The following is a 24698-nucleotide window of genomic DNA, read 5'->3' on the forward strand; positions in this document are numbered from 1 at the left end:
AGGTCTTTCCCGTTCAGCCGGTCCGGGGCGATTGCCCCCGGTATCCTCCGTCGGCCCCGTCCTTTGAAAATTCCGTTTGTCCGGTTTCTTTCCGATGATGTATCCCTCCTTTCCAAACCTCGGGCCAGTATGGCCCGAAGTGTGTTATGCCCGGTTCATTTCCTGTTTTTTGTCCTCCGGGCGGGTGGTCATAATGGCGTACAGCTCTGTGTTCTGCGGGAAGCGGTCAACAAACGGGATGGTGGTGTTCCCGAAGAACAGCAGCCCTTCGCCGGAATTGGTATGGGTCACATAGGAAAGCTGATGGGGGCTGATCCCAAGCTGTTTGGCTAAAATCTGCCGGTCCCCCTGTGCCTGCGAGAGAAGCACAAGGAAGTCCGAGTTTTCAAAGATGTTCTCGATCTCCGGGCTTGCCAGAAAATCCTTCACGTTCTGCGTTAAAGCACTGGGAACGCACCCTTTTTTTCGCAGCATTTTCCAGATCGCCACACAATAGCTTGCCGTCAGACGGTCACGGAGCAGCACATGAAATTCGTCGAAGTAGCACCATGTAGCGATACCGCGCAGGAAATTCATGGACACCTGCGAGTTTACCAAGTCCTGCATAATGAGCATGGCAATCGTCCGAAGCCCGGCACCCAGCTTTTTTAAGTCAAGGCATACCAGACGGCGGTTCAGGTCCACATTGGTTTCATGGTTGAACACGTTAAGGGAACCCGACACATAGATTTCAAGGGCAGTTGCCAGCCGTACCGCCTCGCCCTCCGGCTGGGAACAGAGCAGGTCATACAGGGTTTGGAGGGTCGGCATTTTGCTTGTTTCCGGGTCCTGCAAGTGTTCCCGGTACATCTGGCGTACACAGCGGTCAATGACGGTACGCTCCACAGGCTGCAAGCCGTCCTTGCCGCCGACGATCAGCTCCATCAGCGACAGGATAAAGTCGGCTTTCAGCGCCATCGGGTTTTCCTCGTCAAAGCTCAGGTCAATGTCCATCGGATTGATGTGGTGGGGGCTGTCCGGGGCGATCTCGATGACCTGTCCGCCCAGCCGCTTGATAAGGGGCGAGTATTCGCCCATCGGGTCCACCACAATGATCCGGTCACGGGTGGCAAGGAACACGTTCACAAGCTCCCGCTTTGCGGCAAAGGATTTGCCGGAGCCCGGCACGCCGAGGAACAGGCCGTTGGGGTTTTTGAGCTTTTTCCGGTTTGCCATGATGACGTTATGGGAAAGTGCGTTGAGCCCGTAATAGACGGCTTCGCCATCCATGCGGAGCTCCTGCGTCATAAAGGGAACGAAAATGGCCGTGGAGCTGGTCGTCATGCCACGCTTGATCTCAATGCCGTTATGACCCAGCGGAAGGCTGGAAAGAAAACCGTCCTCCTGCTGGAAGTCCAGCCGCTTCAAGGTGCAGTTGTATTTCTGGACGATACCCGACACCGTGAACAGGTCATTGTCCAGCTCCCGGCGGGTCGGGGCCATGTTTACCACAAGGAAGGTCAGCAGGAACATTCTTTCATTCCGGCTCTGTAAATCTTCCAGAAGGGTCTTTGCGTCGTTGCTGTACGTTACAAGGTCGGGCGGAAGTATGTCCATGTCGTACCCTGACCGGGCTGCCTTCTTTTGTTCCTCCACCTTCATCTTGTCAATGTCGGAGACTTTGGCCTTGATGGATTTTACGGCGGCGGCCTGATCGACGGTCTGGATATGGAGGGTGATGGTCATTTCCGCATCCATTTCCAAAAGCTCCGCCAGCAGCTTGTCCGAGAGCTCCGAGGCCAAAATCTGCAAGTAGGAGGCGGCGCCCCAAGTCGTCCCCACCCGGAACAGACGGCTGAAACGGAAGTCGAAGCTGTCCGGGGCGATAAAGTCTTTGGTGGAAAGCCCGGTTTTGGGGATCATATCCCATGAAAACCGGAAGGGGGAGCCGCTGCCGGGGTGGAGCTGCCCGTGAAGAAGCTCCAACCGTTCCAGCCCCGAAAGGGAGCGGCACTTGACGCCCAGCTTTTTGAAGTTCCCGCAAATGTCCGCCTCTACACGTTCCAGCCTTGCCCTGGCGGTGGGAAGGTCGTCCACGTTCACGCCGAAGGTCAGGAGCTTTGTGCGGACAATGCCGTTGTTGCTTTTGGCGATCTGGTTTTCCAGCATTTCCACATACTCACACCGGACGCTGTTGTAATCGTCATCCTGCATTGGGATGTTCACGCTGTACCGGCTGCCCGGGCGGCTCCGGTGGTTGAGGAAGGAAAGCTGGAACGGAAGGCTGCTGTCAAAGTAGTTGAGGCAGGCGCTCCACCCGTCAAAGATGGCTGCCTGATCTTCGGACTGTGCGAGCTGGTAGTTGATGTCCTCGTATTCAATGGTTTTGGTGTAATAGCGGTCCGCTACCCGGCACACCCCGTCCCGGTACATTTCACGGTAAGGGAGGGTCTGCTGGGCGGTGGTGGGAATGTCCTTTCCCTTTGTGAACAGGCCGAGAAGGCCCGTTTTGTCAGGCTTTCTGCCTGCGGGCTTTCCGGCCCTTCTGTTGTTTCGCAATCGGCTGCGCCTCCTTTCTGGCGCTAAGCAGCGCATAGAAGTTTTCGGTTTTGTAAGGCCGCACACGGGGATAGAGGAACCGGGTGCGGATGATATTTTTCAGCACTTTTTCCAGCGGCAGGCCGTCCCGTTCATACATAGCCAGAAAGAAGAACGGGAGCATGAGGCCGATCATCAGGAACATGGCGGCGCTGTTCCCGATACTTCCACGGGAAAACAGGTAGGCCGGGAGCCCCACCGCCGCCGCGCCGGAAAAACAAACAAGCTGGCGCTTCGTCAGATTGAAGGCCAGCTTTGTCTTGATTTTGGAAAGGTCTTTTGGTACTGGCACATAGGCCATTTGGGTACACCTCCTTTACTGCTTCGGGCCAGCATGGCCCGAGGTTATCTTGCGGCCTCTTTGGCTGGGGCTGTACTGCGGGCAGCTTCGACGGCTTCTCGTCCGCTCTGCCTTGCCCGCCAGTATTCGGGGTTATACTGCCGGATGGACTGATTGAGGTTTTCTTCAAACTGCTCTTTGTCCTTAATGCGGTCAGGGATGTTCCACAGTTTTTTGTCCAGCAGCTCCCGGAGCACCACACTTTCCTGTGCGTCCTCCTCATAGCAGATATAGCCCTTATCCTTGAAACCGCACTTTTTGGCCGCTGGGGAGAGGACGGCGGCTACCTCATTTGCCACCATCGTTCCGCCGTGGCTGGCGGTAGATACCAGAAACACCCCCGGACAGAGGGTTTCACAGCTCTGCACCTCGCCCCACGGGGAGCTTTTCGGCGCATGGAACATTCCGCCCGTCCGGCTCCGGTCCGCCTGCATGAGCGCCGCCTTTTCCAAGATGGCTTTCAGTTCTGGGGAAAAATAGGCATATTCCCGAAGGACACGGGCGGCCTCCCCGCCGCAGGCGTTCATCAACAGGGTATAGGCGTCGCTGTCCGCTTTGGTACAGCGGCCCAGCAGTTTTCCGTCGTAATAGCAGGCCGCGTCATAGCCCGTCCGTTTGCGTGGCATGGTTCCCGCCTCCTTTCTGCTTCGGGCCAGCATGGCCCGAGGTCAACGCTCTGCACCACGGCTGGGCTTTTCCTTCGGAGGCCGTTCCGCCTTTGCCTGTTCGGCAGCCGCTTTCCCGGCCTTGAGCTGGTCGCTGATGGACGCACGCCCCACAGAGCCGCGCTCCGCCATCTGTTCCAGCTTTGCCTCATAGGCTTGCAGAACAGCGGTGTTGAGCTGTTCCCGGAACTCCTTTGTGACAGGGTAGGCCATATCCCGATAGCCGCCTTTGCCGTCCGGCTGGCTGGGCATCCCAAGAAAGAGGCCCTTGCTGCCCTGTACGATTTTCAGATTTTCCACCACAAAGCAGTCATTGAATTTCACGCTGGCAAAGCCCATGAGGTTTTTCACAGGTTCAATGACCCGCACGCTTACATCCAGCTTTATAGGGGCGGCTGGTGTTCCGCCCGCAGTTTTTTCCTGCATGGATTTCTCCTTTCCGCTTCGGGTCAGCATGGCCCGAAGCTGTTACAAGTTTACAGTGCTTTCAACTTCGTTTCCCCACACGTCCCATCCGGGCTTTTTTTCTCTGGCGAACAATTCCACTCGTGGTATATCGCCCATCAGTTCTACAATTTTCCGCCTGGCCTCGTCCGGCTTTTTACTGTGACGCTCTATCGGGGAAACAATAAGCTGATGAACACCGGCAGACTTACGCTTCGGATGTCCTTTTACTGCTAAAAGACAAATTTCTGCATTGCCTCTGGTCCAATACCCCAGACCGTAAAACCATGAGTAGGAGCGCCGGTTCCTCTTTATCCATACAAAAGCCACAGAACGATAAGAAAAGCCCCATGCTTTAATGACCTTTAAGGCTTCCGGCAGTTGTGGGAATGTTGCCCACAGAAACAAAACGCTGTCTTTTGCAGCCAAGTCGGCCACTGGAAGGGAACAGATTTCTTCAATACTCATAGTGGGATAATGAAGCTCTGCTGATCCCTGCCTGTTTTTCTGCTCATACCGCCACGGTGGATCTGCATAGATTATCGAAAATTTTTCTTTCGGCATGATCCTCCTTTCCGCTTCGGGTCATCATGGCCCGAAGTCTCTTAATGGCAGCCGAAGATGGATTTTGCAAGACTGCCTGTTTTGAATAAGGTAAAACACAGCAGCACCGTATATCCCACACAGCCCCAGATCGCCCCGATGGGGTCGCCGTCGGTGGCGATACTCTGGATCAGCACCGCATAGATGGCGACACAGACTAAGATCAACAGACCTTGAAAGCCCACCGCAAAGAGGGAGCGGAAATAGTTCTGCCCCATGTGTCCGGTTTCCCTGTTGGGGACTGTGGCAAACGGGATAGGTGCTAAACTTGTGAGTAAATAAATTTCAATCATACGGCCATATACGATGACGAAGATCACGATGTTTAAGGCAATCATGGTAAGCTGGATCAGGAAGGATTGTAGCCAGAGTCCGAACAGAGGGCCTAACTCCATCGCTTCAAGCTCTGTCCGCAGACTGTCCAGCACATCCGGCGTGATCTCTGTCCCGTTCTGGATAATGCCCGCTGACTGCTGTATCACATGCTGGCTCACATCAAAGACCGCCAGCACGATATTGAAGGTATTCGTCAGGATCATCACAGCCACAAAGGTTTTGAACACCCACTTAAAAAACATCCATGTGTCAACTTCATGGAGGTTGTTGCGTTCTATGAGCATCTGTATCAGTTCATAGGTCATAACAAAAGTGAGGATGACCCCGGCGATTGGCAGAATGGCAGTTTCGGAGATCTGTAGTATCATGGAAAAGACCCCGGCGTTCCAGTCCGCCGGGGTCGTGCCTACCTGTGTGGCGATCTCGCCAACGCTCTGATTGACGTTATCGAAAAGGCCGTCCAGATTTCCCATAATACCATCGACGAGCAGACCTTTCAGCCATTCAACGATTGCGTCGATGATAAAGTCCATACATCAGCTCCTTTTCTGGAAAAAGGGACAACGGGTGACACTTAGCTGAACAGGCCGGACAGCAGAGGGATAAGCTGAAGGCCGATCAGAACGACACCGCCGCCAGCCATGAGCTGCTTAATGCCCTGTGATTTTGCCGCAGGGTTGTCCGACCCGTAACCTTCCAGAAGGTTGATGACGCCCCATACCGCCAGACCAGCGCCAAGAGCCATGACCAGAATTTTAAGAATGTCGATTGCCTGATTGAAAAATTCCATATACGTTCCTCCATTTTGTTTGTTTGATGGTTTTGGGTACAAAAAAAGCCGCCTACATCGGCGGCGCTTCGGGTCATCATGGCCCGAAGTTACACAAACTCGTCGCTGTCCAGATCATCGAAATTCAACAGGTCAGCTTCTTCGTCCGTGTCGGAGCCGTCCACTTCGTACACCGTGTATTCGTCCTCCGGCTTTAGTCTCAATGGCCGGTGGCGGAACAGGCTTTCCAAGCGGAAGGCGTTTTTCTTTTTATCAAATTCGGCTGTGTACTTGTAATTCGGGTGCTTTTTCAAGTCATACTTCGGGGACAGGAAGGGCGGGAGCCCCCGAAGCTGCAAGATACATTTATCCCCGGGCATGGTGGTGATCTCGCTGGTGGTCATCAGTTCCCGGCCAAGCCGCTGCATATTCTGGCTGTAACTTTCAGACTGTCCACGGCTTCGGCCCTCGGTCTGCATAGAGATGGTGGCCTTGCCCAGCCAGTTTTCCGAAATATCCTTTAGGGTGGAAGCCTCCCGGCCTCCGAGGAATACGATACTGTCCATGTTGCCCATGACGGTTTCGGAATGGTCTTTGTACAGCGCCTTGCACTGGCTCATAGCCTGATAAAAGAGCGTCAGGCTGATCTCACGGGAGCGGATGACGGCCACGATCTTTTCCAGCCCCGGCACCTGCCCGGTGTTGGCAGCCTCGTCCCACAGCACCCGCACATGGTAGGGCAGACGCCCGCCATAGGTGTTGTCAGCCCGTTCACACAGAAGGTTGAACATCTGCGAAAAAGCGAGGGCAACCAAAAAGTTGTAGGTGGTGTCCGTGTCGCTGATAAGAAAGAACAGCGCCGATTTTTCGTCCCCCAGCTTATCAAGCTCCAGCTCGTCATAGGACATGATCTCCCGGAGCTGTGGAATGTCAAAGGGAGCCAGCCTTGCACCGCAGGAAATCAAAATGCTTTTGGCTGTCTTGCCGCTGGCGAGCTTGTATTTCTTATACTGCCTCACGGCGAAGTGCTGGGGGCTGCGGCGTTCCAGCCCGTCAAACATATAGTCCACCGCGTTTTTGAAGGTTTCGTCATCCTCCCGGACTTCCATGCTGTTTATCATTTCCACCAGCGTATTCATGTTGCGTTCTTCCTCCGGCCCCTCAAACACGATGTAAGCCACAAGGGCGCAGTACAAAAGGGTTTCGGCTTTGGTCCAGAACTCGTCGCCCTCCTTGCCGTCGCCTTTGGTGTTGGCGATCAGGGCGGTAACAAATTTCAAAACATCGCTTTCTGTCTTGATATAGGCCAGCGGATTGTAGTGCATGGATTTTGAAAAGTCGATACTGTTGAACACCCGCACCCTGTATTTCTCCCGTTGCAGAAACCGCCCGCACTGGTCGAGGGTGCCGCCCTTCGGGTCTACCACCACATACGAGGAATGGGCTTGAAGGAGCTGCGGAGTCAGCCAGAACCTTGTCTTGCCCGAACCTGACGAGCCGATGACGCAGGCGTTTAGGTTCCGGGCATTGGCGGGTATCTTCGGACGGGTGTTCATGGTAAGGAACTCCGTCCCGGTCAGAATGACATTGTTCTGAAATTTAGGGTCAACAAACGGCTTTATATCCTCCTTTGTTCCAAAGCGGGCGGTGCCGTACTCCGCATCCCGCCGGAATTTTTTCGCCTGCCTGATCTTTGACTGTATCAGCAGATACATCCCAGCCGCACCGGCAAGGCCCACCAGCAGGTCAATACCTCCCAGCCCCGGCCAGTAGGTTTCAAAGGCTTTGGGGAAGGTGTCGAGCATCCCCATGAGCTTTGTCCCGAAGTCTGTGCCGGGGGCGATCCGGTAGGCCGTCCCGATTTTGGAGAAGAACCAGAACACAAAGAGGTACGGCAGGTTTGGGAGCACATATTTTCTGATCTTGTCACTCAACGTCCGTCCTTCACCGCCTCTCTGGTCCGCTGCTTTTCCTTTGCCTGTGTCCTGATCTGCTCCGTGAATTTCCGAAGCTGACCGAGGATGGAAGCCTTGTCCTGCTCTTTATTCAGCACCTTTGCGCTGTACTTCTGGAAGGCCGCCGTGATAGCGTCCGCCTGATTGGCTTTGAAAAACAGCAGGTAATGACCGGGGCTCACTTTATGGAAAGCGTAGTCCACATGGAACTCCTTCGCGATCCGGTCAAAATCCTTTGGAGCTCCCACATAGGGCATGGCGCTTTTGCCGCCATAGTGGTTCATCAGCTTTTTTACGCTCTGGCGTCCCTGCGGGGTCAGCGCCTTCCGATGGTGCTTTTGCACCGCCCGCGCCACCTTTCCAAGAGCGGCAGCCAGCACTTTTCCCGTGAGCTTCGTTGTCCTGATCGAAAGGGCAACCGTTTTTTGGTTTACTTCTTCCTGCATAAAACCTCCTTTCCGTCGGGGTTCCCGCTATCCGGGAGGCCCCCGTACAATCTCGGGGAACAGAAAACCCCGGGCCAATGTGGCCCGAGGCTTACCGCTCGGCATCCCTGCCGGACGGTGCTTTCTTTTCCGGCTCCGTCTGGACTTTTTTGCCCTGTTCCCGCATGGTCTGCAAGATAGAGGGCTTCTTTTGAAGCTGGGAGGGCTTTTCGCCGGACAGCGGCTTGATACATTCCAAACGGTCAGCCGCCCGGATGGCGTTGTCCGTGAGCTGCCTCTGCCATGCGCCCACGCTGGGAGCCCAGCGAAAGCCGCTGCTTTTCAGCTCGGCCCGGGTGTCAGCGTCAGGCTTTCCATCAAAGAACACCTGCAAGCGGTTGTCCTCCCGGTTCATTTCCACACGGCCCCCATCGAACTCCCAGCCGGAAAATTCCTGCTGTGCCTGTTTGGAAAGCTGTTCGATACGGGTCTTTACCCGGCGGATTTCCGCATTGTTGTTGGTAAGCTGGTAGCCTTCAAAGGGCCTCGGATCGCTCCGCCAGCTTGACGCCATGCTTGCTTTCAGCTTTTCGATCTGATCCGGCGACAGCAGCGCACAGCCGTCCAGCTTGCCATGCTTGCGGTAATAGGCGTTGACCTCCTTCATAATGAGCTGGGAGCGTTCCAGCCCGTCCAGCTTCTTCTGGAGCTTTTCAATGGCCGCCGGGTCATCGGCGCTGATCCCACCCATGCCGGTACTGCGTATCTTATCCAGAAGCCCTTGAATATACCGCCATTCCTCCATGTTGCTGTCCCGAGCCCGGTTTTGCTTTTCCTTTTTTCCCACCGGGAAATTGGCAGGTCCGGCGATCATCACAGAGGGAACCCTTGCGTCAATGGCAAAGCCCTGGTTCATGTTTTCGGCCAGCTTGCGGGCGTAGGTGTCCAGCAGATGGTCGATCTTCTCATGGTACATGGGGTCCGCCCGGGATTTCTGCTGTTCCGCTATGGCGGCGGCCTTGTCCACCATTGCCCGGTATTCCGCCGTTGCGCTCCCTTCCTTGTAATCGGAAAAGCTGTTCATTTCCTTTGCCCGACGGGCGGCCCCTTCATTGATAGGGTAATAGTTGATGGTATGCACCTCCTTCATGCTTCGGGCCATGCTGGCCCGAAGTCCTACCGTTCTTCATGGGAAGGCCCCGCCTTGTCCTTTTTCGGAGCGGGCAGGGCTTCTTGAAACCGTTTGAGTGCGGCGAGAATGGAGTGGACAGGCTCGGCCTTTTCAGGATAGGCAAATATCCGGTGTTCCGGCGGGATGTCCTGCGGCCCGTGATAATACTCCTTGAAGCCCTCCGGGACTACCGACACATACCCACCGGGAGCGAATACGCCGCCCTCGTTGATACGCACATCCCGTCCGTATGCTTCATAATCGAAGTAGTTCTGAATGTGCTCCGGTATGTCGATGGTCCCCAGCTCGTCGGCGTAAAGATGGCCCAGCCCTTCATCATCGGAAATATCCGGGTAAAAGCGGTAAAGGTCAAGGTTCTGCGTCAGGTTTATCAAATCCTTCACGCTCCTTGTGTGGTTTCCTAAGACAAGAGCGGCTTCAAAGGTTTCCAGTCCGCCCTTATCCCGTACTTCCAGCAGGGCGTGGCCCAGCTCGTTCAGCTCGTCGATGTTCTCACATTCGTAGAGATGATCGTAGAGCCCCAGCACATCACTGTCAAAGCTGGTAAAGAACACTTCGCTGTACCGCTTCCCGTCTATCCCGATTTTGGCAAGGGCGGCCTGCAACTCCTGTGTCGTCATGGGGAAATGTACCGTTGTCCCTACCTCGATTCCCATTAAGGGGTATAGGGCTGTATTGGTTATATAGGCTTCAAACATGGGCTCATTCCTCCTTTCCGGCCCGGTCAGCCAGCACCTCATAGATCCCGGCCATAATGTAATCGGCACAAGGGAGGGCAATCGCATTTCCCAGCGCCTTGTAGCGTTGCAGAGGCCGGATCTCCATGCCGTCCGCCCCGTACTTTGTCCAGCCCTCCGGCAGCCCCATCAGCCGTTCACTTTCTGTTTCCGTCAGAAAACGGATACAGCCGCCCTCCGGGTCGCCCTCATGCCAGAAGGCAAAGGGCGTTACATCACTGGCTAAAAGAGTGGGAAAAGGGTCAGTTGGTAATCCGAAGCTGTTTCGGAAGGCCGTTTCTTCCTGCCTTTTTGCCGCTCCCCGCATACGGAAGCACTGAAAGGGGTGGATGACTGGTATCTGCCGCCCTGTTTCAAAAGAAGCTGTTCGATCTCCTTCGGCGGCGGCCCGCCCGCCCTCTCCGCAAGGCGGAGGAAGTGGGAGCATTGGACGGGGCTTAAATAGTATGTCTGCGGCACGTCTGCCTCCAAAATCCGCCACGACGAAAATCCGCTGCCTTCGTGCCAGCCTTCGGGAGCCTGCCCAATACTGGGCGTCCATGAGCCGCCAGCACACATCAGGCGTTCCCCCTCGCACCATTCCGGCGTTTCCCCATCTTCCCGAAGGAGGCATTGGAACTTCGGTGTCCGAGAAGGCGGATAGGACGGCTCTAAAGTCCATCCGGTCATTTGTAGAAAACGCTCCCATGACGTTTTCCCAAACAGCGATAGCTGGATATAGGTTATCAGTAGCATCCCTCATTTCCTGTATGATACGAAACGCCTGATAGAACAGGCTTGATTTTGCCCCGGCAAGGCCGGAGCGGTTGCCGATCAGAGAAAGGTTCTGACAGGGAGAGCCGAAGGTTATCACATGGACCGGCGGGATTTTCCCGCCGTCCACCTTCGTAATATCTCCCAAATGCGCCATATCGGGAAAGTGCCTTTTGGTTATGGAGATGGGCGCTTTTTCAATCTCGCTGGCCCATACCGGACGGATACCGCACCGAGAAGCAGCCAGAGGGAACACGCCGATCCCGTCAAAAAGGCTCCCCAGCTTAATGTCCGGCATAGCCCGGGGTGCCGTGTCCCTTCACGGCAAGCACCCCTTCCAGCGTTGTCGCCGCAATGCCCAGCCGCCCGGCAACCGCAATATCGTTTTTTACATCCTCGTCCACAACGCTGCCGCAGACGATCAGGGTATGGGAGCGCCGCAGCATATCCCGGCGCATATCAATCCCGGCCTTGTGTTCCTCGGGAACGCTGTCATTCAAAAACAACGGCAGATACAAGAGCGGGCAGATTGGGGAAAAGCCCGCCTCATAAGCAAGGCGGCAGTAGTGGGCCGCCAGCTCCATATCAACATCCGGCTCGCCGCTCCATGCGGCGGTCAGGTACGCTAAAGGTCGTTTCATTGGTTGAGCCTCCATTTCTGTTTTGGTTTAGGGAAAAGCAAGGTATCGCCCAATCCCTCCGCCCCTTCCCCGGGAAGGGGAACGGCTCTGGAGAATTTATATCCCCGTCGCTTGATCGGGAAAAAGCATAACCGGGAGAAATCCGTCAAGGGTGCCTCTGGCACCGCCTGCGGCGGCGCTGCCCTTGACTGATTTTCCCGGCTATGCTACGGAATAACTGGCGACGGGGAATAATTTATATCTCCAGAGCTTCGGGGCGCGGGGCAGAGCCCCGCAATCCTCGGGCCACGTTGACCCGAGGTTTCGGCTTACTTTTCCTGTTCGTTTTTCTTCTCCGGCTTTTCGTGTTCCTTCTGCTGGCCCTTCCAGTCGTCCAGCAGCTTGATAATCTGGTCCTTCATTTCCCTCGGCGTAGTTTCCTTGCCGAAATACTTGCTCAGTTCCGCACCTGTCAAAATCACTTTGTCTACCTCCTTTTTGTCCTCCATCATAATGCCGTCAATCACATCCCCGTTGAGCAGCTTCTTTTCGTCCAGCTCACGCATACGCTTTGCCTGCGCCTGCGAAGGAGAGGACTGCTGGCTGTCAATGGCAACGGCGATATAGTTCTGGTTCTTTTTGCTGACATAGGAAAGCTCCACCGCCGTAGTAAAGCCCAGCTTTTTTTCATCCATCAACTTCATCAGGTCGGGAACCAGCTCATTGAGACGGATATACCGCTGCACCTGCTTGACCGCCATCTTATTGCGCTCGGCCACGATCTCGTTGGAGCGTTTGCCAGCGTCCTTCGGGTCAATCTGGCCCGAAGTGCGGGAGCCCTGGTGCTTGATAGCTTCAAGCTGCATTTTCAAGGCTTTGGCCCGCTCACTGGGGAGGATTTCTTCACGCTGGTTCAGATTGTCCTCGACCATCTGGGTGATGGCTTCATCGTCTGTCAGGTTTCGGACGATACAGGGCATATCCGCATATCCGGCAAGCTCACTGGCTTTCTGGCGGCGGTGGCCGGACACGATCTCATAGCCGCCATCCTCACGGGGACGAACAATAGCGGGCTGGGTCACGCCCTTGTCCTTAACGCTGGACACCATAGCCCGCATTTCTTCATCATCCCGGACTTCAAAGGGATGGTTCTTGAAGGCGTAGAGCTCGTTCAGCTTGATATAGACGATCTGCTCCTTGCCCCGGCGTGGTGCATCCTTCGGCTTTTCGGGTTCCTTCGGAGTGGGAGCAGTCTGCACCGTTGGAGCCGTTTTTTTCTCCGGTTCCTTTTTGACCGCCTTTTCCGGTTTCTGTGCGGGAGCTTTGGGCTTCGGGGCTGCGTCCTTGTCCTTATCTGCCTTCGGGGGACGGCCCCGGCGCTTCGGCTGTTCCGGCTCTTTGGGTTTTTCCTCCTCTTTCTTCGGAGCCTCCGGCTGCTTTTCCGGTTTTTCCGTTTTTGCCGGGACAGGCTTTTCCCCGCTGGGAGCTGCCGCCCGTTCCTCGACCTTCTTTTCCTTCATAATTTCAGCGAAGTTATAGACGGAAACCTGCGGGTTCTTTACCTCCGGTTCCGTCTTTTTTTCCGGCTCCGGGGAAACGGAAACCTTCTCCGGCTCTTTTGGGGGAGTAGGCGGTGTTTCTTTGCCCGGTCCGGTATCCGTTACCGGCTGTTCCGGCGTTTTTGTGGTTTTATCATCTGCCATAAGCATTTACCTCCTGTTTTTTGGCATGAAAAAAGGGGCTCAACTTTTCAGTCAAGCCCCCGTGGGAAGTTCCTCCTTTCTCCGCCATGATACAAAAATACCGCCCGTAGTCTCGTTTGGGCGGTACTTTGCGTAAGATTGGCAGTCCATTATTAAGTTTTTTATTATGTTCCCTTTGTACACCGTTGCAAGGAAGCGCGTATGAATTCTTGAACTATGATAATTTGGCGAACTATTTGATACCCATTCCTGATATTGAGGTGCAGAAGGCAATTTCAGATATCTACACTGCGTATATCACTCGGAAACGAATCAATGAACAGTTAAAAGGTCAGGTTAAAAACATTTGTCCGATTCTGATTCGAGGGTCGTTGGAGGGAGAAAAGTAAAATGACAGATTATGAAAAATTAGAGTGGCTTATTTCAGAAGCCACTGTGTTAATTAATCATTCGGTTAAACCATCAACACCAGCATTTCAAGCATGGTTTTCTGAGGCAGAACGATTTTTAATTAAGAGATTTGGAGCTAAAAGTTTTGAATATGCTAAATTAAAAGAAACAAAATTTATGCCTTCTGTATATGCTACAGATTCCGAAGTTGCAAGAAAATGTAAAGATGGGCTCGTTGCGACAAAATTAATATTTCAAACTTATTTGGAAGAAATGGGTGAAGATAGCATTGACTTAAAAAATGCCGCTAATGCCGCTGAAAATCATTTTAAGTTCGACAGGGTTTTTATCGTCCATGGCCATGACGGTGCGTTGAAAGAATCCGTTGCTCGGGTTATCGAAAAGCAAAAAATTGAGGCGGTTATTCTATCTGAACAGGCAAACAGAGGTCGTACCATTATAGAAAAATTTGAAAATTACAGCGATGTAGGCGGTGCAATCTGTTTGTTTACTGCTGATGATATTGGTAGAGCAAAAAATGAACCGATAGACAATACTCGCGCAAGACAAAATGTCGTGTTGGAAACAGGCTATTTTATGGGTAAACTTGGTAGAGATCATGTTGTCGTTTTGGCAGATGATGGAATAGAAATGCCGTCAGATCTGTCAGGCGTTGTATATACGAATACAGAAAACTGGAAAGTCGACTTACTTAAAGAGCTGAAGGCCATGGGCTATACCATAGACTTCAACAAACTATTCTAAATTTGCAAAACCAAATCAGGGTGCTTGTAATATCGGAGGCAAAATAATGGCAAAATTAAAAGAATATAATGGCCGCTATTGCGAGTCAGATTATGAAAATGCCTTCCTGAGTTTTTTAGAAAGAGAAGGCTGGCAATATCTCTCTGGCGGTAGCATTCCCCGCGCTTCCCGGCGAGACGTGCTCTATACGGATGATTTGGAACAGTTTTTAAGCAATACCAATCCGGATCTGACTCCGGACGAGGTTCGGCAGATCATCGACACAGTCCGACTGGCCGGTGCAGAGAGCGATTTTGCCACACTGCACAAGGTGTACGGTTGGATGGTAAACGGCATCCAGTTCACACCTCAAAATGGTTTGCCCAGAATGGTGCCCCTGATTGATTTTGAGCATCCGGAAAATAACATTTTCCGGGCAGTCAATCAGTTCACCGTGGAGTATACAAACAACGGGCAAACAGAAAACCGCCGGCCAGATATTCTTCTTTTTGTCAACGGAATGCCGCTGTGTGTGATCGAGTTGAAAAATCCGGCAGATACAAATGCCACAATTTATGACGCATGGGAGCAGATCAACATTCGCTATTGGCGAGATATTCCTCATCTTCTGCATTATTGTCCCTTGGCCTGTATCTCCGATGGCGTTAAAACACGGCTTGGCACAGTTCGTACCCCTTATGAGCATTTCTACGCCTGGCGTCGGGTGAACGACGGCGACAAGGTATCCACACTTCCTTTTGAAGAAATGGAAACCATGATAAAAGGCGTATACGCTCCGGAAAGATTTCTGGAAATCTTCCGTGATTACATCTATTTTCAGGACAGCGAATATGACGGCGATGAGCGGGAAATCGTCTGCCGGTATCCGCAGTTTTTTGCAACGCGTCTGTTAAAACAGAGCATCATTAAATCTGTGATAGGAAAAAGTGGTAAGGGCGGAACCTATTTTGGTGCTACCGGATGTGGCAAGACCTATACCATGGCATTCCTGGCCAGGCAGCTTGCCCTCCGCTGCACGGATGTCCCGCAGATTGGATCGCCCACCATTGTGATGATCGTCGACCGAGAAGAACTTCAGAAACAAGGAGCCAAACTATTCACAAAGAGCACAGAGTTTTTGAACCTGGGTGAAGTCAGTGTCGTGCCGAGCCGCAAAGTGTTGCGGGAAGAACTTGGCGCACGCCAAAGCGGCGGTTTTTACATCTGTACCATCCAGAAATTTTGTGACAGAGAGGACGACAAAATCGGTCTCATCAATGACCGGGCAAATATCATCTGCTTTTCGGATGAGGCCCACAGAACGCAGCTGGAGCACTCCAGAAAGATTCAATTCAGCAAAGATGCGGACGAGAACATGAAAGCCATGGTCTCGAAGCCCTACGCAAAAGTACTGAAAGAAGCCTTTCCACAAGCTACCTTTGTGGGCTTTACTGGTACACCAATCGCAGAAACCTACCAAACATTTGGTGACGAGATTGACCGCTACACGATGGATCAGGCTGTTGCCGACGGCTTGACCGTGTCTATTAAATATCATCCGCGTATTGCGAAGGTTCTGCTGGATCAGGAAAAAGTCAAGCTCATTGAGGATTATTACAAGAAATGCGCCGATGACGGCGCGACGGCCGAGGATATTGAGGCCAGCAAAAAGGCCATGAGCTCCATGGAAGTCATTCTGGGTGAACCTTCACGCTTGGAGCGTCTTGCCGTAGATATCCATGACCATTATGTGTCTTCCTGCGCCAATGACCCAGATAGGGTACAGAAAGCAATGGTGGTGTGTTCCAGTCGACCTATTGCCTATGAATTGCTGAGAAAGTTTCAGGAGAGATATCCGGAGTGGTTTGTGGAAAAGAAATTCCCGGACGGCATGGATGTATCAGAAGAAGAACTGCGCGAGTTGAAACCGATGCCATTCATGGCAATGGTGGCCAGTGTGGGCAGCAACGACCAGGCGGATATGTATCAATATCTCGGAGGCGTGAAAAACGGGAAGCGCTCAGAGGAACTTGACGCTGCATTCAAGCAGGAAAAGTCAAACTTCCATATTGCAATCGTTGTAGATATGTGGATTACAGGATTTGATGTTCCGTCGCTCACCTATATGTACAATGACAAGCCGCTGAAAAAACACCTGTTGATTCAGACAATCAGCCGTGTAAACAGAAAGTATTCTGGAAAAGAGTATGGTTTAATTATAGATTATATTGGTATCCGGGATAATATGCGCCAGGCCATGAAGCTATATGGAGGAGATAGTTCTGTGGCTCCTACGGCAGATGATGTGGATCAGGCTACCGGTGTATTTAGAGAAGGGCTTTTGATTCTGAAAGACCTCTTTTCCGGATATGACTTGGCTCCTTTCCTTGACCCGGATGGTGATCCTGCGGAGCGGTATAGGCTGCTGGCTAAAGCGGCAGAGTATATTTTTGTTTCCACAGAGGAGCTGAGTACAGAGAGTAACGGCGGGAAAAGTACAAAGAAAGTTTCGTTTAAAACATATTTTCTTAAAACTGTGAAAAGAATGCGCTCCGCGTATGACATTTGCCAGCCTTCCGGCGAACTTAGTGAAAAAGAGTCCTCCCTTGCACAATGCTTTATGGCTATTGCAGGCTTTGTCCGTAAGATGAGCGGCACCAGCGAAGTTGACACTGACACTATAAATCGCCATGTAGCGAAAATGGTCGAAGAGGCACTAAAATACAACCAGGTTGAGAGTATTTTGGAAAACGGCGAACAAGAGGACCTTTTCAGTCCCGAGTACTTTGAAAAGTTGTCTGATGTCAAAATGCCGGCGTCCAAGCTGGAGCTGCTGGTAAAAATGCTGCGCAAGCAAATCTCGGAGTACAGCAAAACGAACCAGATGGCAGCGAAAAAATTCCAAGAAATGCTGGAGGAAACCATAAAACAATACCATGAACGGCGGAAACATCTTACCACAGAAGAGGCTGGAGTTGCACAGGAAGAGACCTCTGAAGAGATTATTAGAAATGCGACGGAACAGGCTTTACAGATTCTCAGAGAGATGCATGCCGACAGGGAGAGTTTCCGAAAGGTTGGGCTTACATTTGAAGAAAAAGCCTTCTATGATATATTGATGGCTCTGCGTGATCAATACAACTTTGAATACGGTACCGACAAAATGGTTGATGGCGTATCTGTAAACGAAAAATGCAAATCGTTGGCCCAAAAAATTAAAGAAATTATAGAAGTAAAATCTTCGTTTGCTGATTGGCTCAACAATCAGATTGTCCGGGATCAGTTGAAATTTGATATCAAAGTTTGCTTAATTAAAAACGGATATCCCCCACAGTATAGTCCCGAGGTCTTCCGTAAAGTTATGGAACAAGTCGAAAATTTTGAGGAAAATAATTTGTAAACTCGGGGCTTTCGCTTAACGAGCATTTCTGCATTATATTATCATTGATTAGAATATCCTTACAAATTAAAAGAGGGGGTAGTTTCCGACAAACGGTTTCCTAACCAAGTACCGGATTCTACTCAATCGTCTCAAACAAAGTACAACACAAAACAAACCCCGGAAGAAGGTTTATACTCTTCTTCCGGGGTCGTTTTTGAGATAACCAGTTATAGTTCGGCCAGAGCCTGTTTCAACTCTTCCTCAAAGGCTCTCACCGTTCCCATGCACAAGTCCAGTTTTTCAAAAATCTCCTCTTTATCAACGGACTCACTGATGCTCATGCTCTCCGTACGGAAAATCGTCCACCACTTCCATCCGTCCTTTCTGGGGCGGACAATGGGCAAGGCGCTGACACGGTGGCAGATCTCCAAAAACTCTTCTGTTGCATTCTTGGAACTAAGAGCCAGTTGAATATATATCTTATCACCCGTGCGGTTGACGATTTCGTAAAAGTAATGGTTCTCCGTGCCCCAGCCGCTGGGAGCACAGGGAAGGTCCGGAAAGATTTCCGACATCTGATCCGTTGTAAAGCGGGTTAGGGTACGGTTACATTTCGCCAGATTTTCCTTTGCTTCCGGCCGGCTTACTGTCCACTCCCGCAGGATACCGGCAATCTCAGAAAGGCGCTGCTCCAGTTCACCCGTGTTCTGCAAATAAGGGAGGACCGCATTACAGACGGCATCACTCCACTCCGCATGGAACTTTGCCATACGGGGCCAGTCCCCCTCATCCGTAATACTCACATCTTTCAGTTCATAAGAAATCCAGGACGCCTTATACTGGTCGGCCCGTACCCAATTCAGGGAGATTCCCAGTTCTTCCTCGATCTCGGCCTTATGGCTGTACAGCAGATCAAAGGAGCTCTTATTCCATGCGGCATCGCTGCTGCCCAAATAGAAGTCGATCCGTGCTCCGTCATAATTGGCGATACACTGCACTGAGCATCCGCTGATGCCAAAGAATCCGGCCACGGTATTGGATGTGCCGGGGCTGACATTGCTGAAACTGCCCCGGTGCATATGCTGCTTCTGAATGAGCGGCAGGGCATAAGTCCAGTACCGCCTGCGAAGTTCAAACCGACTGGCCTCCGCCGCTTTTTCGCTGTCTGGATCTTTCAGGTAAAACACCAACTCCATGGGGTCCACATCATAAAGGGCAAATAGCCGCCGCAGAATCGACAGTTTCAGCGCTGTGCTGGTGTTCTTCTCGAAATAAACCGTGTCGTCAATTTGCAATGCACTGCGCAGCTCGCTTCCTGTACCAGAGACATACGCAGCAAGATCCGTCCCCTGGTCCGTGCTGCACGCCAAAGCTGAAAGGACAGACTTATCTTTCTGGTGCAGGAACTTCACCACATGTTCAAACATGTCTGTCCAACTGGCTGCGGGCTGCTCCATATTCAGTAGGCTGTATTTCACGATCTCCCGGCCGGTGAGATCCACATCCTCATCATCCAGAGTGCAGGAATCAAACTCCTTTTCCGCCGGCTTGAAGTCCGTCTGCGGGCAGGGCCAGATCTGGAGAGCCCGGGCAACCATCTCGCTGCTTCGTTCTTCCAGCTCCGGCAGGCCCCAGGCCTCCTTCTGGCCGATCTTCTGGTTCATCCGCAAACCGCTGTCTTTATACCCCTTCTTCTCGTCCCGCTTTTCCTGGAAACTCTTATTGCTGAGATTGGGGTTGTAACCGGTCAGGGTCAGGTTGGCCAGGCGGTGCAGCCATGTCGCATGGATCTCCGATGCATTGGGTCCTAGTTCCTCTGTCCAGGCCGGCGTCAGGTGCTGAGGTATGATGTGCTCAATGCTGTACTCATTGTTGTCTAAATGGGCGTAGACATCCTTGGTCTCCACGGTACCAAAGTTCTCAAACCGTTCAAACAGATACGCTTTGTATTTGCCCCGCATCAAATAGACCTGCTTAACCGCCAGGGCATCAGAAAATTCACGGTCATCCGGGAAGCGCCCGCTCTCCCGCTTGGCCCGCAGAGCATAGATGCATTTATCTACATAGTTATCGGCAGTATTGTCGTAGCGCAGGATCTCCTTATTCAGCGTCAAGAACACCTTGTTCAACGCATTGGTGGGAACTTCACAGATGTTCCGCCGGAAAAGGTAGTTCTCCGTGATCTCGAAAACATCCCGCACCGTTTCTACGGAGAGTTTGCCATCCTGGTTCAGCCGCAACACCTCCATCAGGAAGGGGCGGGTCACTGTGATCTCCAGGCGGGCCATGCGGTACAGGCAGTTATCCAGCCGTTTCTCCCCCAGCCCGCTTTTACAAGTCAGAAGCTTTTCAAAGAGCCGTGCATACTTCAAAAGGTCCTCCAGCAGTGCCTCAATGGGCAGCTGAATTCCCTCCACATATCGCTTGAACGCCTGGTAGATCGTGTTGACATTGGGAGTCATCTGCTGTTTGATACTGAGATAGTCCCGAACAAAAGCGCTGACATCATTCCGGGTGCATTTCTCGATTTTCTCCCAGTACTCGGTGTAGTATTTGCTCTGCTCTTTGGGCGGAAGGCCCATGAGGATGTAATTGCGGATCTTATCCCCTTCCGCCAGAGCCAGGCCGGTGGAGTTCAGGCTTTCAAAGATCAACTGGGCATTGTCGTCCGGTTCCAGCGTAATGCTGATGATCTCCAGTTTGCCAATGGCGGCATACATCTCATCAACGGCAACCTCTTCCTTCAGCAGAATATCCCGGAAAAACAAATAGTTGAGGGTCAGGTTGGAGGTGCGGTCATAGTCCTCCTCCGGGCCGAACAATCTGGCAAGGGCCTCCCGGTCACTCTTGACGGGACAAAGCTTGATCTTGTCGTCCTCGCCGGCCCAGGGTGCAATGAGAAAGCGGTGGCTGATCTGCTCATCCAGCCGCGCCTCCCAGGATGTCAGTTTTCCCTTTGCGATCAGATTGCTGATAGCCAGGAGCAACAGCGAGACGGTGGTCAGGCGCTGCTGTCCGTCTATGATGTGATACTCAATTTTGCTCCCGCTGGGGACTACCGATGAGACAATGCTCCCGAAGAAATGGCTGGATCGGCCAGCCTGTATGACCTTCTTGAGGTCCTCATAGAGTTGGCGGCAGTTCTCCTGTCTCCAGTCATACTTCCGCTGATAGACCGGGATCACATACCGTTTGTCCGCACCTTCCATGAATGAGGTCATCCTCGTCTCTGAACCCTTCATGAAATATCACCCTCTTTCTGCTGACAGGTCTTTCGTTGTAAAATTTCATTTAGAAGTATAGCATATTATCAGAAAAGTATCTACCAGCACATCCTCAGATTTCATTCTATTCCCAAGCGGTGCGGTTATCATTTGCTTTTCATCACTCACTATTTCAAAAACGAGCGACAAAGTTGTTCTCTCCAGAAAATAAAAAGGCAGTACCAATTTTGTAATAACCCGCATTGATGTGCGTCATATAGGCAGAAAGCGAGGTGGTGTGGATGGATTTCGATCAGCTGTACAAGGAGCAGTTCCCCGTGGTGTACCGCTATCTGACAGGACTCTGCGGAAACCAGGCGCTGGCAGAGGAATTGGCCCAGGAGACCTTCTGTCGTGCCATTGAACACAGCGCCTCCTTTCAAGGAAAATGCCGGCTGTCCGTATGGCTGTGCCAAATTGGGAAGAACTGTTGGCTCTCCTACTTGAGAAAGGCAAAACGGCAGGCCGGAAATGAGGCCCTGGAGCAGATGCCTTCCCCTCAGAATGTAGAAGAGGATCTGCTCATCCAGGAAAACGCTCGCCAGATCCATCAGCGACTCCATGCTCTGCCAGAGCCATATCGGGAGGTGTTTACCCTGCGGGTCTTTGCGGAACTGCCCTATACGCAGATCGGCGAATTGTTCGACAAATCTGAAAACTGGGCCAGAGTGACTTATTACCGTGCGAAACAGAAAATCAAGGAGGGATTATGATGAAATGTGAGATCATCCGCGACCTGCTGCCCATGTACTGCGACGGGTTGTGCAGCGAGGCCAGCAAGCAGGAGATTGAAGCCCATGTGGCACAATGCGAGGGGTGCCGCGCCTTTTTGGCGGAAATGAATGAGGAGGCTCCCGTTCCATCGCTCTCTCCTGAGTCGGAAACGGAAGCCCGCGTTCTGCAGGGAGTGAAGAAAAAGTTTTCCCGTGGACGCCGGCGGGCAGTCCTGCTTGCTGTGGCAGTCATGCTGATCTTCTCCATTGTTTTGGCGGGTGCGGCCGATGTTCCGCAGCCGGTATCCTATACGGACGGTCTAGTGACGGCAGAACTTGCGGTGGATGAGGTGATCGACCTCTACTATCACGGCGGGAGCTACGATTCTTTCCACGGCTTCAGCCGGGAGGTGGACGGACGGAATGCTGTTTTCCTCTATTTTGACCGTACCCTTCGCTCGGATGTGATGCCGGACCGTGAGGGACATTTGTGCATTGGCAACGGGCTGCTGACCGACTTTGAGACAGCCACCTATCAGGTGGATCGGCAGGTAGATGCGGTTTACTATTTAGTGGGAGATTATCTGGAACTCCCTGGTCTGGCACAGGCCGAATTTGAGCAGGCCGTGGCGGATGCGGTCCTTCTGTGGGAACGCTGAACCAAGCCTACAAGCAGAATGCCTGGGCAGCTTTTTCGAAGGCTGCCCAGGCTCATTTTATATTTCATCTTCCCATACACAACGAGCGCCCGTTCTCCTGGTCCGACAGGAGAATGCTCGCTCGTTTTCGTCATTTTGCAGTTCGATTGAGAGCCTCCACGCCAGTTCAAAGCCGGCAATAAAACTGTCGAGGGAGGTCTGTTCTGTAATATAGTTTTGGGCGTCGATGATTCGCAGCACAAGTTTTCGCTCCGGTTTTTCTAAAGCTGCGATCAACGCTTTGTGGCACTCCTCCACTTCGTTCTCCTGTTCGTCAAGCTCCGGGCGTACATAAAAGTAATCATACAGCTCTTTGAGCAGTTTGTTTTCCATCGTCATCGCCTCCTTGTGACACAAACATATACCACATCTTCCGCAGAATATCCATTAAAATTTCAGGAGATTATCCAGAATGTCTGCCGCTTGCCGCAGCTCCTCCCGAGACGTTTCGGTGGGTTTGGTCTCGTCCTTGGCAGTTGGGCAGGCCAGGTAGGGGGCATAGTTCTGCCAGGTCATTGCGGTTCTGAAGTGGCCCAGCATGTGAGAAACCTCTTTCGTGCCCATCCCATTCTGCAGCGACATGACGGCGCAGGTGTGCCGGAGATCTGCAAACCGAATGTGATCCAGCCCGGCCTCTCTGATGATCTCATTGTGCAGCCGGCGCACCATCTGGGGTGAGTAGGGCCTCTGGGTGGCCGGGTGCATGAACATGAGCGGACTTCCTGGGTGTTTGGCATGTTCCAGGCGCAGAAGTTCAACCGCTTCCGGGGTCAGACTGACGATCCTGGTGCCGCCTTCGTACTCCACCAGCTCCCGCCGTTCCACCGAGCGTTTCTCAGTGATGGTCAGCGTCCACTCCTTCGTGTCCAGGTCGCTCCACTTCAGGGCAATCAGTTCGCCTTGCCGAAGTCCTGCTGTCAGCGCCAGCAGGAACATGGGGAGGTGACCCAGCCGCTCTGCCGCGTCCAGATAGTCCTCCACTTCTGATGCCGTCAGCACATTGGCGCTGACCTTCTTGGGCTTTGGATAGTGAAATGCGCGGGCGGGGTTGTCCGCCATCAAGCCATCCCGTATCGCCTGGTCCAGACATTGCTGGAGCAGGCGGTGGATGTGCCGCATGGTATGTTCACCCAGCCCTGGGTATTCGGGGCTTTCCGGACGGTGACCGCCAAAGCGCTTTCGTTCCTCCAGAAAATCTCCGACCTGCTCCACCGTCAATTCAGAGAGCGGGATCTCTCCCCAGTCCGGGGAGGATATGGTTCTTGAAAATGTAACTATGGGCCGCATAGGTAGTCGGCCTGCTCTGGTTCTTGTCATAGACCTCCTGCCAGTAGAGGATATACTCTTTCAGTGTCATATCCCCACCTCCATACACTGGCGCTGCAGATTCCGGAAGGCCATCCATGGAAGCCCCGCTTGTTTCAGAATCCGCTTGTGCAGGTAGTAGAACTCGTGGAGTTGATACGGCGCTTCGGTCTTGGGGTTGAGGAACACATAGCAGCCGGTTTCAGGTATATGTTCCAGAAGATGCTCCGCCTTGCTATTAAGGGTCAGTAGCCGCTGTCCCTTGAGAATATATCGGCAGCGGATATGAAAATCGGCCCACGACAAGGTGATGAGTTCACATTGCCGCAGGCCGCTGGAGAGTCCTGTGTAGATGAGAGGGAGCACACCCAGTTGTTCCGCCGCGTTCAGGTACCGCTGAAGCTGCCCCAGGCGCAGGGGGGTAGTCTTATATTCCTCTGTCTTTGGTTCCCGGCAGAGCCGCACCGGGTTGTAGGGAATGCGCTGGTCGCGGGCCGCTTCATCCATGCAGCGCCGCAGGAGCAGATGGACACACCAGACGCTTCTGGCGCTGAGTCCCTGGCTCCGCAAACTGCCATAGAAACCGGTGACGACACCTTCTGACAGCTCCGCCAGCGGGATGTCCCCGATTCCGGGGAGGATGTGGTGGTAGATCAGGTTGCGGTATCCGCCCAAGGTGCTGCCGCTCCATCTGCCCTGGTTCTCGCAGAACCAGCGGTCGCACCATTGGCCTACCGTGTAATTGTTTTTGTTCTGCATATCTTCGCCTCCTTTCGGCAAGCGAACAATACCACAGAAAGAGAGAAATAGCCATTACTTTATCGCCTTGCGTAAGCCTCTGTTGTCTTTTGTACGGCGGCATGGTAGAATGAAATAACTTTGGGGAGACAGCCGTTGATTTGTGTGGAGCGGGCTGTGCTCAGACTGCTGGCGGGAAGGGCTATATTCTTTGTTTCTCCCATTCCAACCAACAGCCGCCGCAACTTCACCCGCTAAATCTCCCCGAAAGCGGGCAAACGTCCCGCAACCAGTGTCATTTTCTGCGTAAGTTCTGGATACCATTTCTTCTTATTCCCCTTTTGAC

At 52.7% G+C, this 24698-nt stretch carries 24 protein-coding genes; 5 read left to right on the forward strand and 19 right to left on the reverse strand.

Going from position 1 to position 24698, the window contains the following annotated elements; all coding sequences use genetic code 11:
* Positions 1–144: 144 nt before the first annotated feature.
* From RX717_RS04970 to RX717_RS05035, 14 genes are all read right to left on the reverse strand, one after another.
* On the reverse strand, positions 145–2574 hold the full coding sequence (locus RX717_RS04970; RefSeq protein WP_407923217.1) for a VirB4-like conjugal transfer ATPase, CD1110 family: 2430 nt from the start codon (positions 2572–2574) through the stop codon (positions 145–147).
* On the reverse strand, positions 2492–2878 hold the full coding sequence (locus RX717_RS04975; protein ID WP_023042364.1) for a PrgI family protein: 387 nt from the start codon (positions 2876–2878) through the stop codon (positions 2492–2494). Before RX717_RS04975 ends, RX717_RS04970 begins: the two co-directional genes overlap by 83 nt.
* 44 nt (positions 2879–2922) lie before the next feature.
* Complete coding sequence (locus RX717_RS04980) at positions 2923–3543, reverse strand: DUF7007 domain-containing protein (protein WP_407923216.1); 621 nt, start codon at positions 3541–3543, stop codon at positions 2923–2925.
* 42 nt (positions 3544–3585) lie between these two features.
* A complete protein-coding gene (locus RX717_RS04985) occupies positions 3586–4008 on the reverse strand; it encodes a SpoVG family protein (RefSeq protein WP_009901638.1) in 423 nt (140 codons plus the stop codon).
* Between the two features lie 42 nt (positions 4009–4050).
* Entirely contained in the window at positions 4051–4590 is a 540-nt protein-coding gene (locus tag RX717_RS04990) for an MT-A70 family methyltransferase (protein WP_023042361.1), read from the reverse strand.
* Positions 4591–4631: 41 nt separating this feature from the next.
* A complete protein-coding gene (locus RX717_RS04995) occupies positions 4632–5498 on the reverse strand; it encodes a VirB6/TrbL-like conjugal transfer protein, CD1112 family (RefSeq protein ID WP_107630813.1) in 867 nt (288 codons plus the stop codon).
* A 41-nt stretch (positions 5499–5539) separates the two neighbouring features.
* Entirely contained in the window at positions 5540–5755 is a 216-nt protein-coding gene (locus RX717_RS05000) for a Maff2 family mobile element protein (RefSeq protein WP_016306504.1), read from the reverse strand.
* An 89-nt stretch (positions 5756–5844) separates the two neighbouring features.
* Complete coding sequence (locus tag RX717_RS05005) at positions 5845–7668, reverse strand: VirD4-like conjugal transfer protein, CD1115 family (protein ID WP_316960574.1); 1824 nt, start codon at positions 7666–7668, stop codon at positions 5845–5847.
* On the reverse strand, positions 7665–8135 hold the full coding sequence (locus RX717_RS05010) for a PcfB family protein (RefSeq protein ID WP_007887898.1): 471 nt from the start codon (positions 8133–8135) through the stop codon (positions 7665–7667). Before RX717_RS05010 ends, RX717_RS05005 begins: the two co-directional genes overlap by 4 nt.
* Positions 8136–8226: 91 nt before the next feature.
* Positions 8227–9276: a hypothetical protein gene (locus RX717_RS05015; RefSeq protein WP_107630798.1), complete on the reverse strand. Its 1050-nt coding sequence runs from the start codon at positions 9274–9276 to the stop codon at positions 8227–8229.
* A gap of 14 nt (positions 9277–9290) precedes the next feature.
* On the reverse strand, positions 9291–10004 hold the full coding sequence (locus RX717_RS05020; protein ID WP_107630797.1) for an antirestriction protein ArdA: 714 nt from the start codon (positions 10002–10004) through the stop codon (positions 9291–9293).
* Positions 10005–10008: 4 nt separating this feature from the next.
* Entirely contained in the window at positions 10009–11094 is a 1086-nt protein-coding gene (locus RX717_RS05025) for a DNA cytosine methyltransferase (protein ID WP_107630796.1), read from the reverse strand.
* Positions 11081–11437, reverse strand: a complete 357-nt coding sequence (locus RX717_RS05030) for a DUF7768 domain-containing protein (RefSeq protein WP_178105371.1) — start codon at positions 11435–11437, stop codon at positions 11081–11083. Before RX717_RS05030 ends, RX717_RS05025 begins: the two co-directional genes overlap by 14 nt.
* Positions 11438–11745: 308 nt before the next feature.
* Positions 11746–13125, reverse strand: coding sequence for a ParB/RepB/Spo0J family partition protein (locus RX717_RS05035; protein ID WP_107630794.1), 1380 nt, complete (start codon positions 13123–13125; stop codon positions 11746–11748).
* Positions 13126–13328: 203 nt separating this feature from the next.
* On the opposite strand from RX717_RS05035, the gene RX717_RS05040 reads away from it, so the two are divergent.
* Genes RX717_RS05040 through RX717_RS05050 form a run of 3 tightly spaced genes read left to right on the forward strand, consistent with a single transcriptional unit; the run spans position 13329 to position 17653 of the window.
* On the forward strand, positions 13329–13508 hold the full coding sequence (locus tag RX717_RS05040; RefSeq protein ID WP_316960575.1) for a restriction endonuclease subunit S: 180 nt from the start codon (positions 13329–13331) through the stop codon (positions 13506–13508).
* A gap of 1 nt (position 13509) precedes the next feature.
* Entirely contained in the window at positions 13510–14274 is a 765-nt protein-coding gene (locus tag RX717_RS05045; protein ID WP_316960576.1) for a nucleotide-binding protein, read from the forward strand.
* Between the two features lie 46 nt (positions 14275–14320).
* Positions 14321–17653 (forward strand): type I restriction endonuclease subunit R, encoded by a 3333-nt coding sequence (locus RX717_RS05050; RefSeq protein WP_316960577.1) that lies wholly within the window; start codon positions 14321–14323, stop codon positions 17651–17653.
* Positions 17654–17862: 209 nt separating this feature from the next.
* On the opposite strand, the gene RX717_RS05055 is transcribed toward RX717_RS05050, so the two are convergent.
* On the reverse strand, positions 17863–20844 hold the full coding sequence (locus tag RX717_RS05055; protein WP_316960578.1) for a DUF4268 domain-containing protein: 2982 nt from the start codon (positions 20842–20844) through the stop codon (positions 17863–17865).
* 296 nt (positions 20845–21140) lie between these two features.
* On the opposite strand from RX717_RS05055, the gene RX717_RS05060 reads away from it, so the two are divergent.
* On the forward strand, positions 21141–21611 hold the full coding sequence (locus RX717_RS05060; RefSeq protein ID WP_316960579.1) for an RNA polymerase sigma factor: 471 nt from the start codon (positions 21141–21143) through the stop codon (positions 21609–21611).
* Complete coding sequence (locus RX717_RS05065; protein WP_316960580.1) at positions 21608–22270, forward strand: anti-sigma factor family protein; 663 nt, start codon at positions 21608–21610, stop codon at positions 22268–22270. Before RX717_RS05060 ends, RX717_RS05065 begins: the two co-directional genes overlap by 4 nt.
* Positions 22271–22327: 57 nt before the next feature.
* On the opposite strand, the gene RX717_RS05070 is transcribed toward RX717_RS05065, so the two are convergent.
* The 4 genes from RX717_RS05070 to RX717_RS05085 are packed head-to-tail and all read right to left on the reverse strand — an operon-like array spanning position 22328 to position 24373.
* Entirely contained in the window at positions 22328–22642 is a 315-nt protein-coding gene (locus RX717_RS05070) for a DUF6809 family protein (protein WP_316960581.1), read from the reverse strand.
* A gap of 54 nt (positions 22643–22696) precedes the next feature.
* The gene (locus RX717_RS05075) at positions 22697–23521 is read right to left on the reverse strand and encodes a tyrosine-type recombinase/integrase (RefSeq protein WP_316960654.1); all 825 of its coding nucleotides are present in this window, start codon (positions 23519–23521) and stop codon (positions 22697–22699) included.
* Between the two features lie 7 nt (positions 23522–23528).
* Positions 23529–23666 carry a hypothetical protein gene (locus RX717_RS05080; protein WP_316960582.1) on the reverse strand — a complete coding sequence of 46 codons (138 nt, stop codon included), beginning with the start codon at positions 23664–23666 and terminating at the stop codon, positions 23529–23531.
* Positions 23663–24373: a tyrosine-type recombinase/integrase gene (locus RX717_RS05085; RefSeq protein WP_316960583.1), complete on the reverse strand. Its 711-nt coding sequence runs from the start codon at positions 24371–24373 to the stop codon at positions 23663–23665. The genes RX717_RS05080 and RX717_RS05085 overlap by 4 nt, the downstream gene beginning before the upstream one ends.
* Between the last annotated feature and the right edge of the window lie 325 nt (positions 24374–24698).

Source organism: Intestinibacillus sp. NTUH-41-i26 (genome assembly GCF_032769475.1).
In the GTDB taxonomy this organism is placed as follows: Bacteria; Bacillota; Clostridia; order Oscillospirales; family Butyricicoccaceae; genus Agathobaculum; species Agathobaculum ammoniilyticum.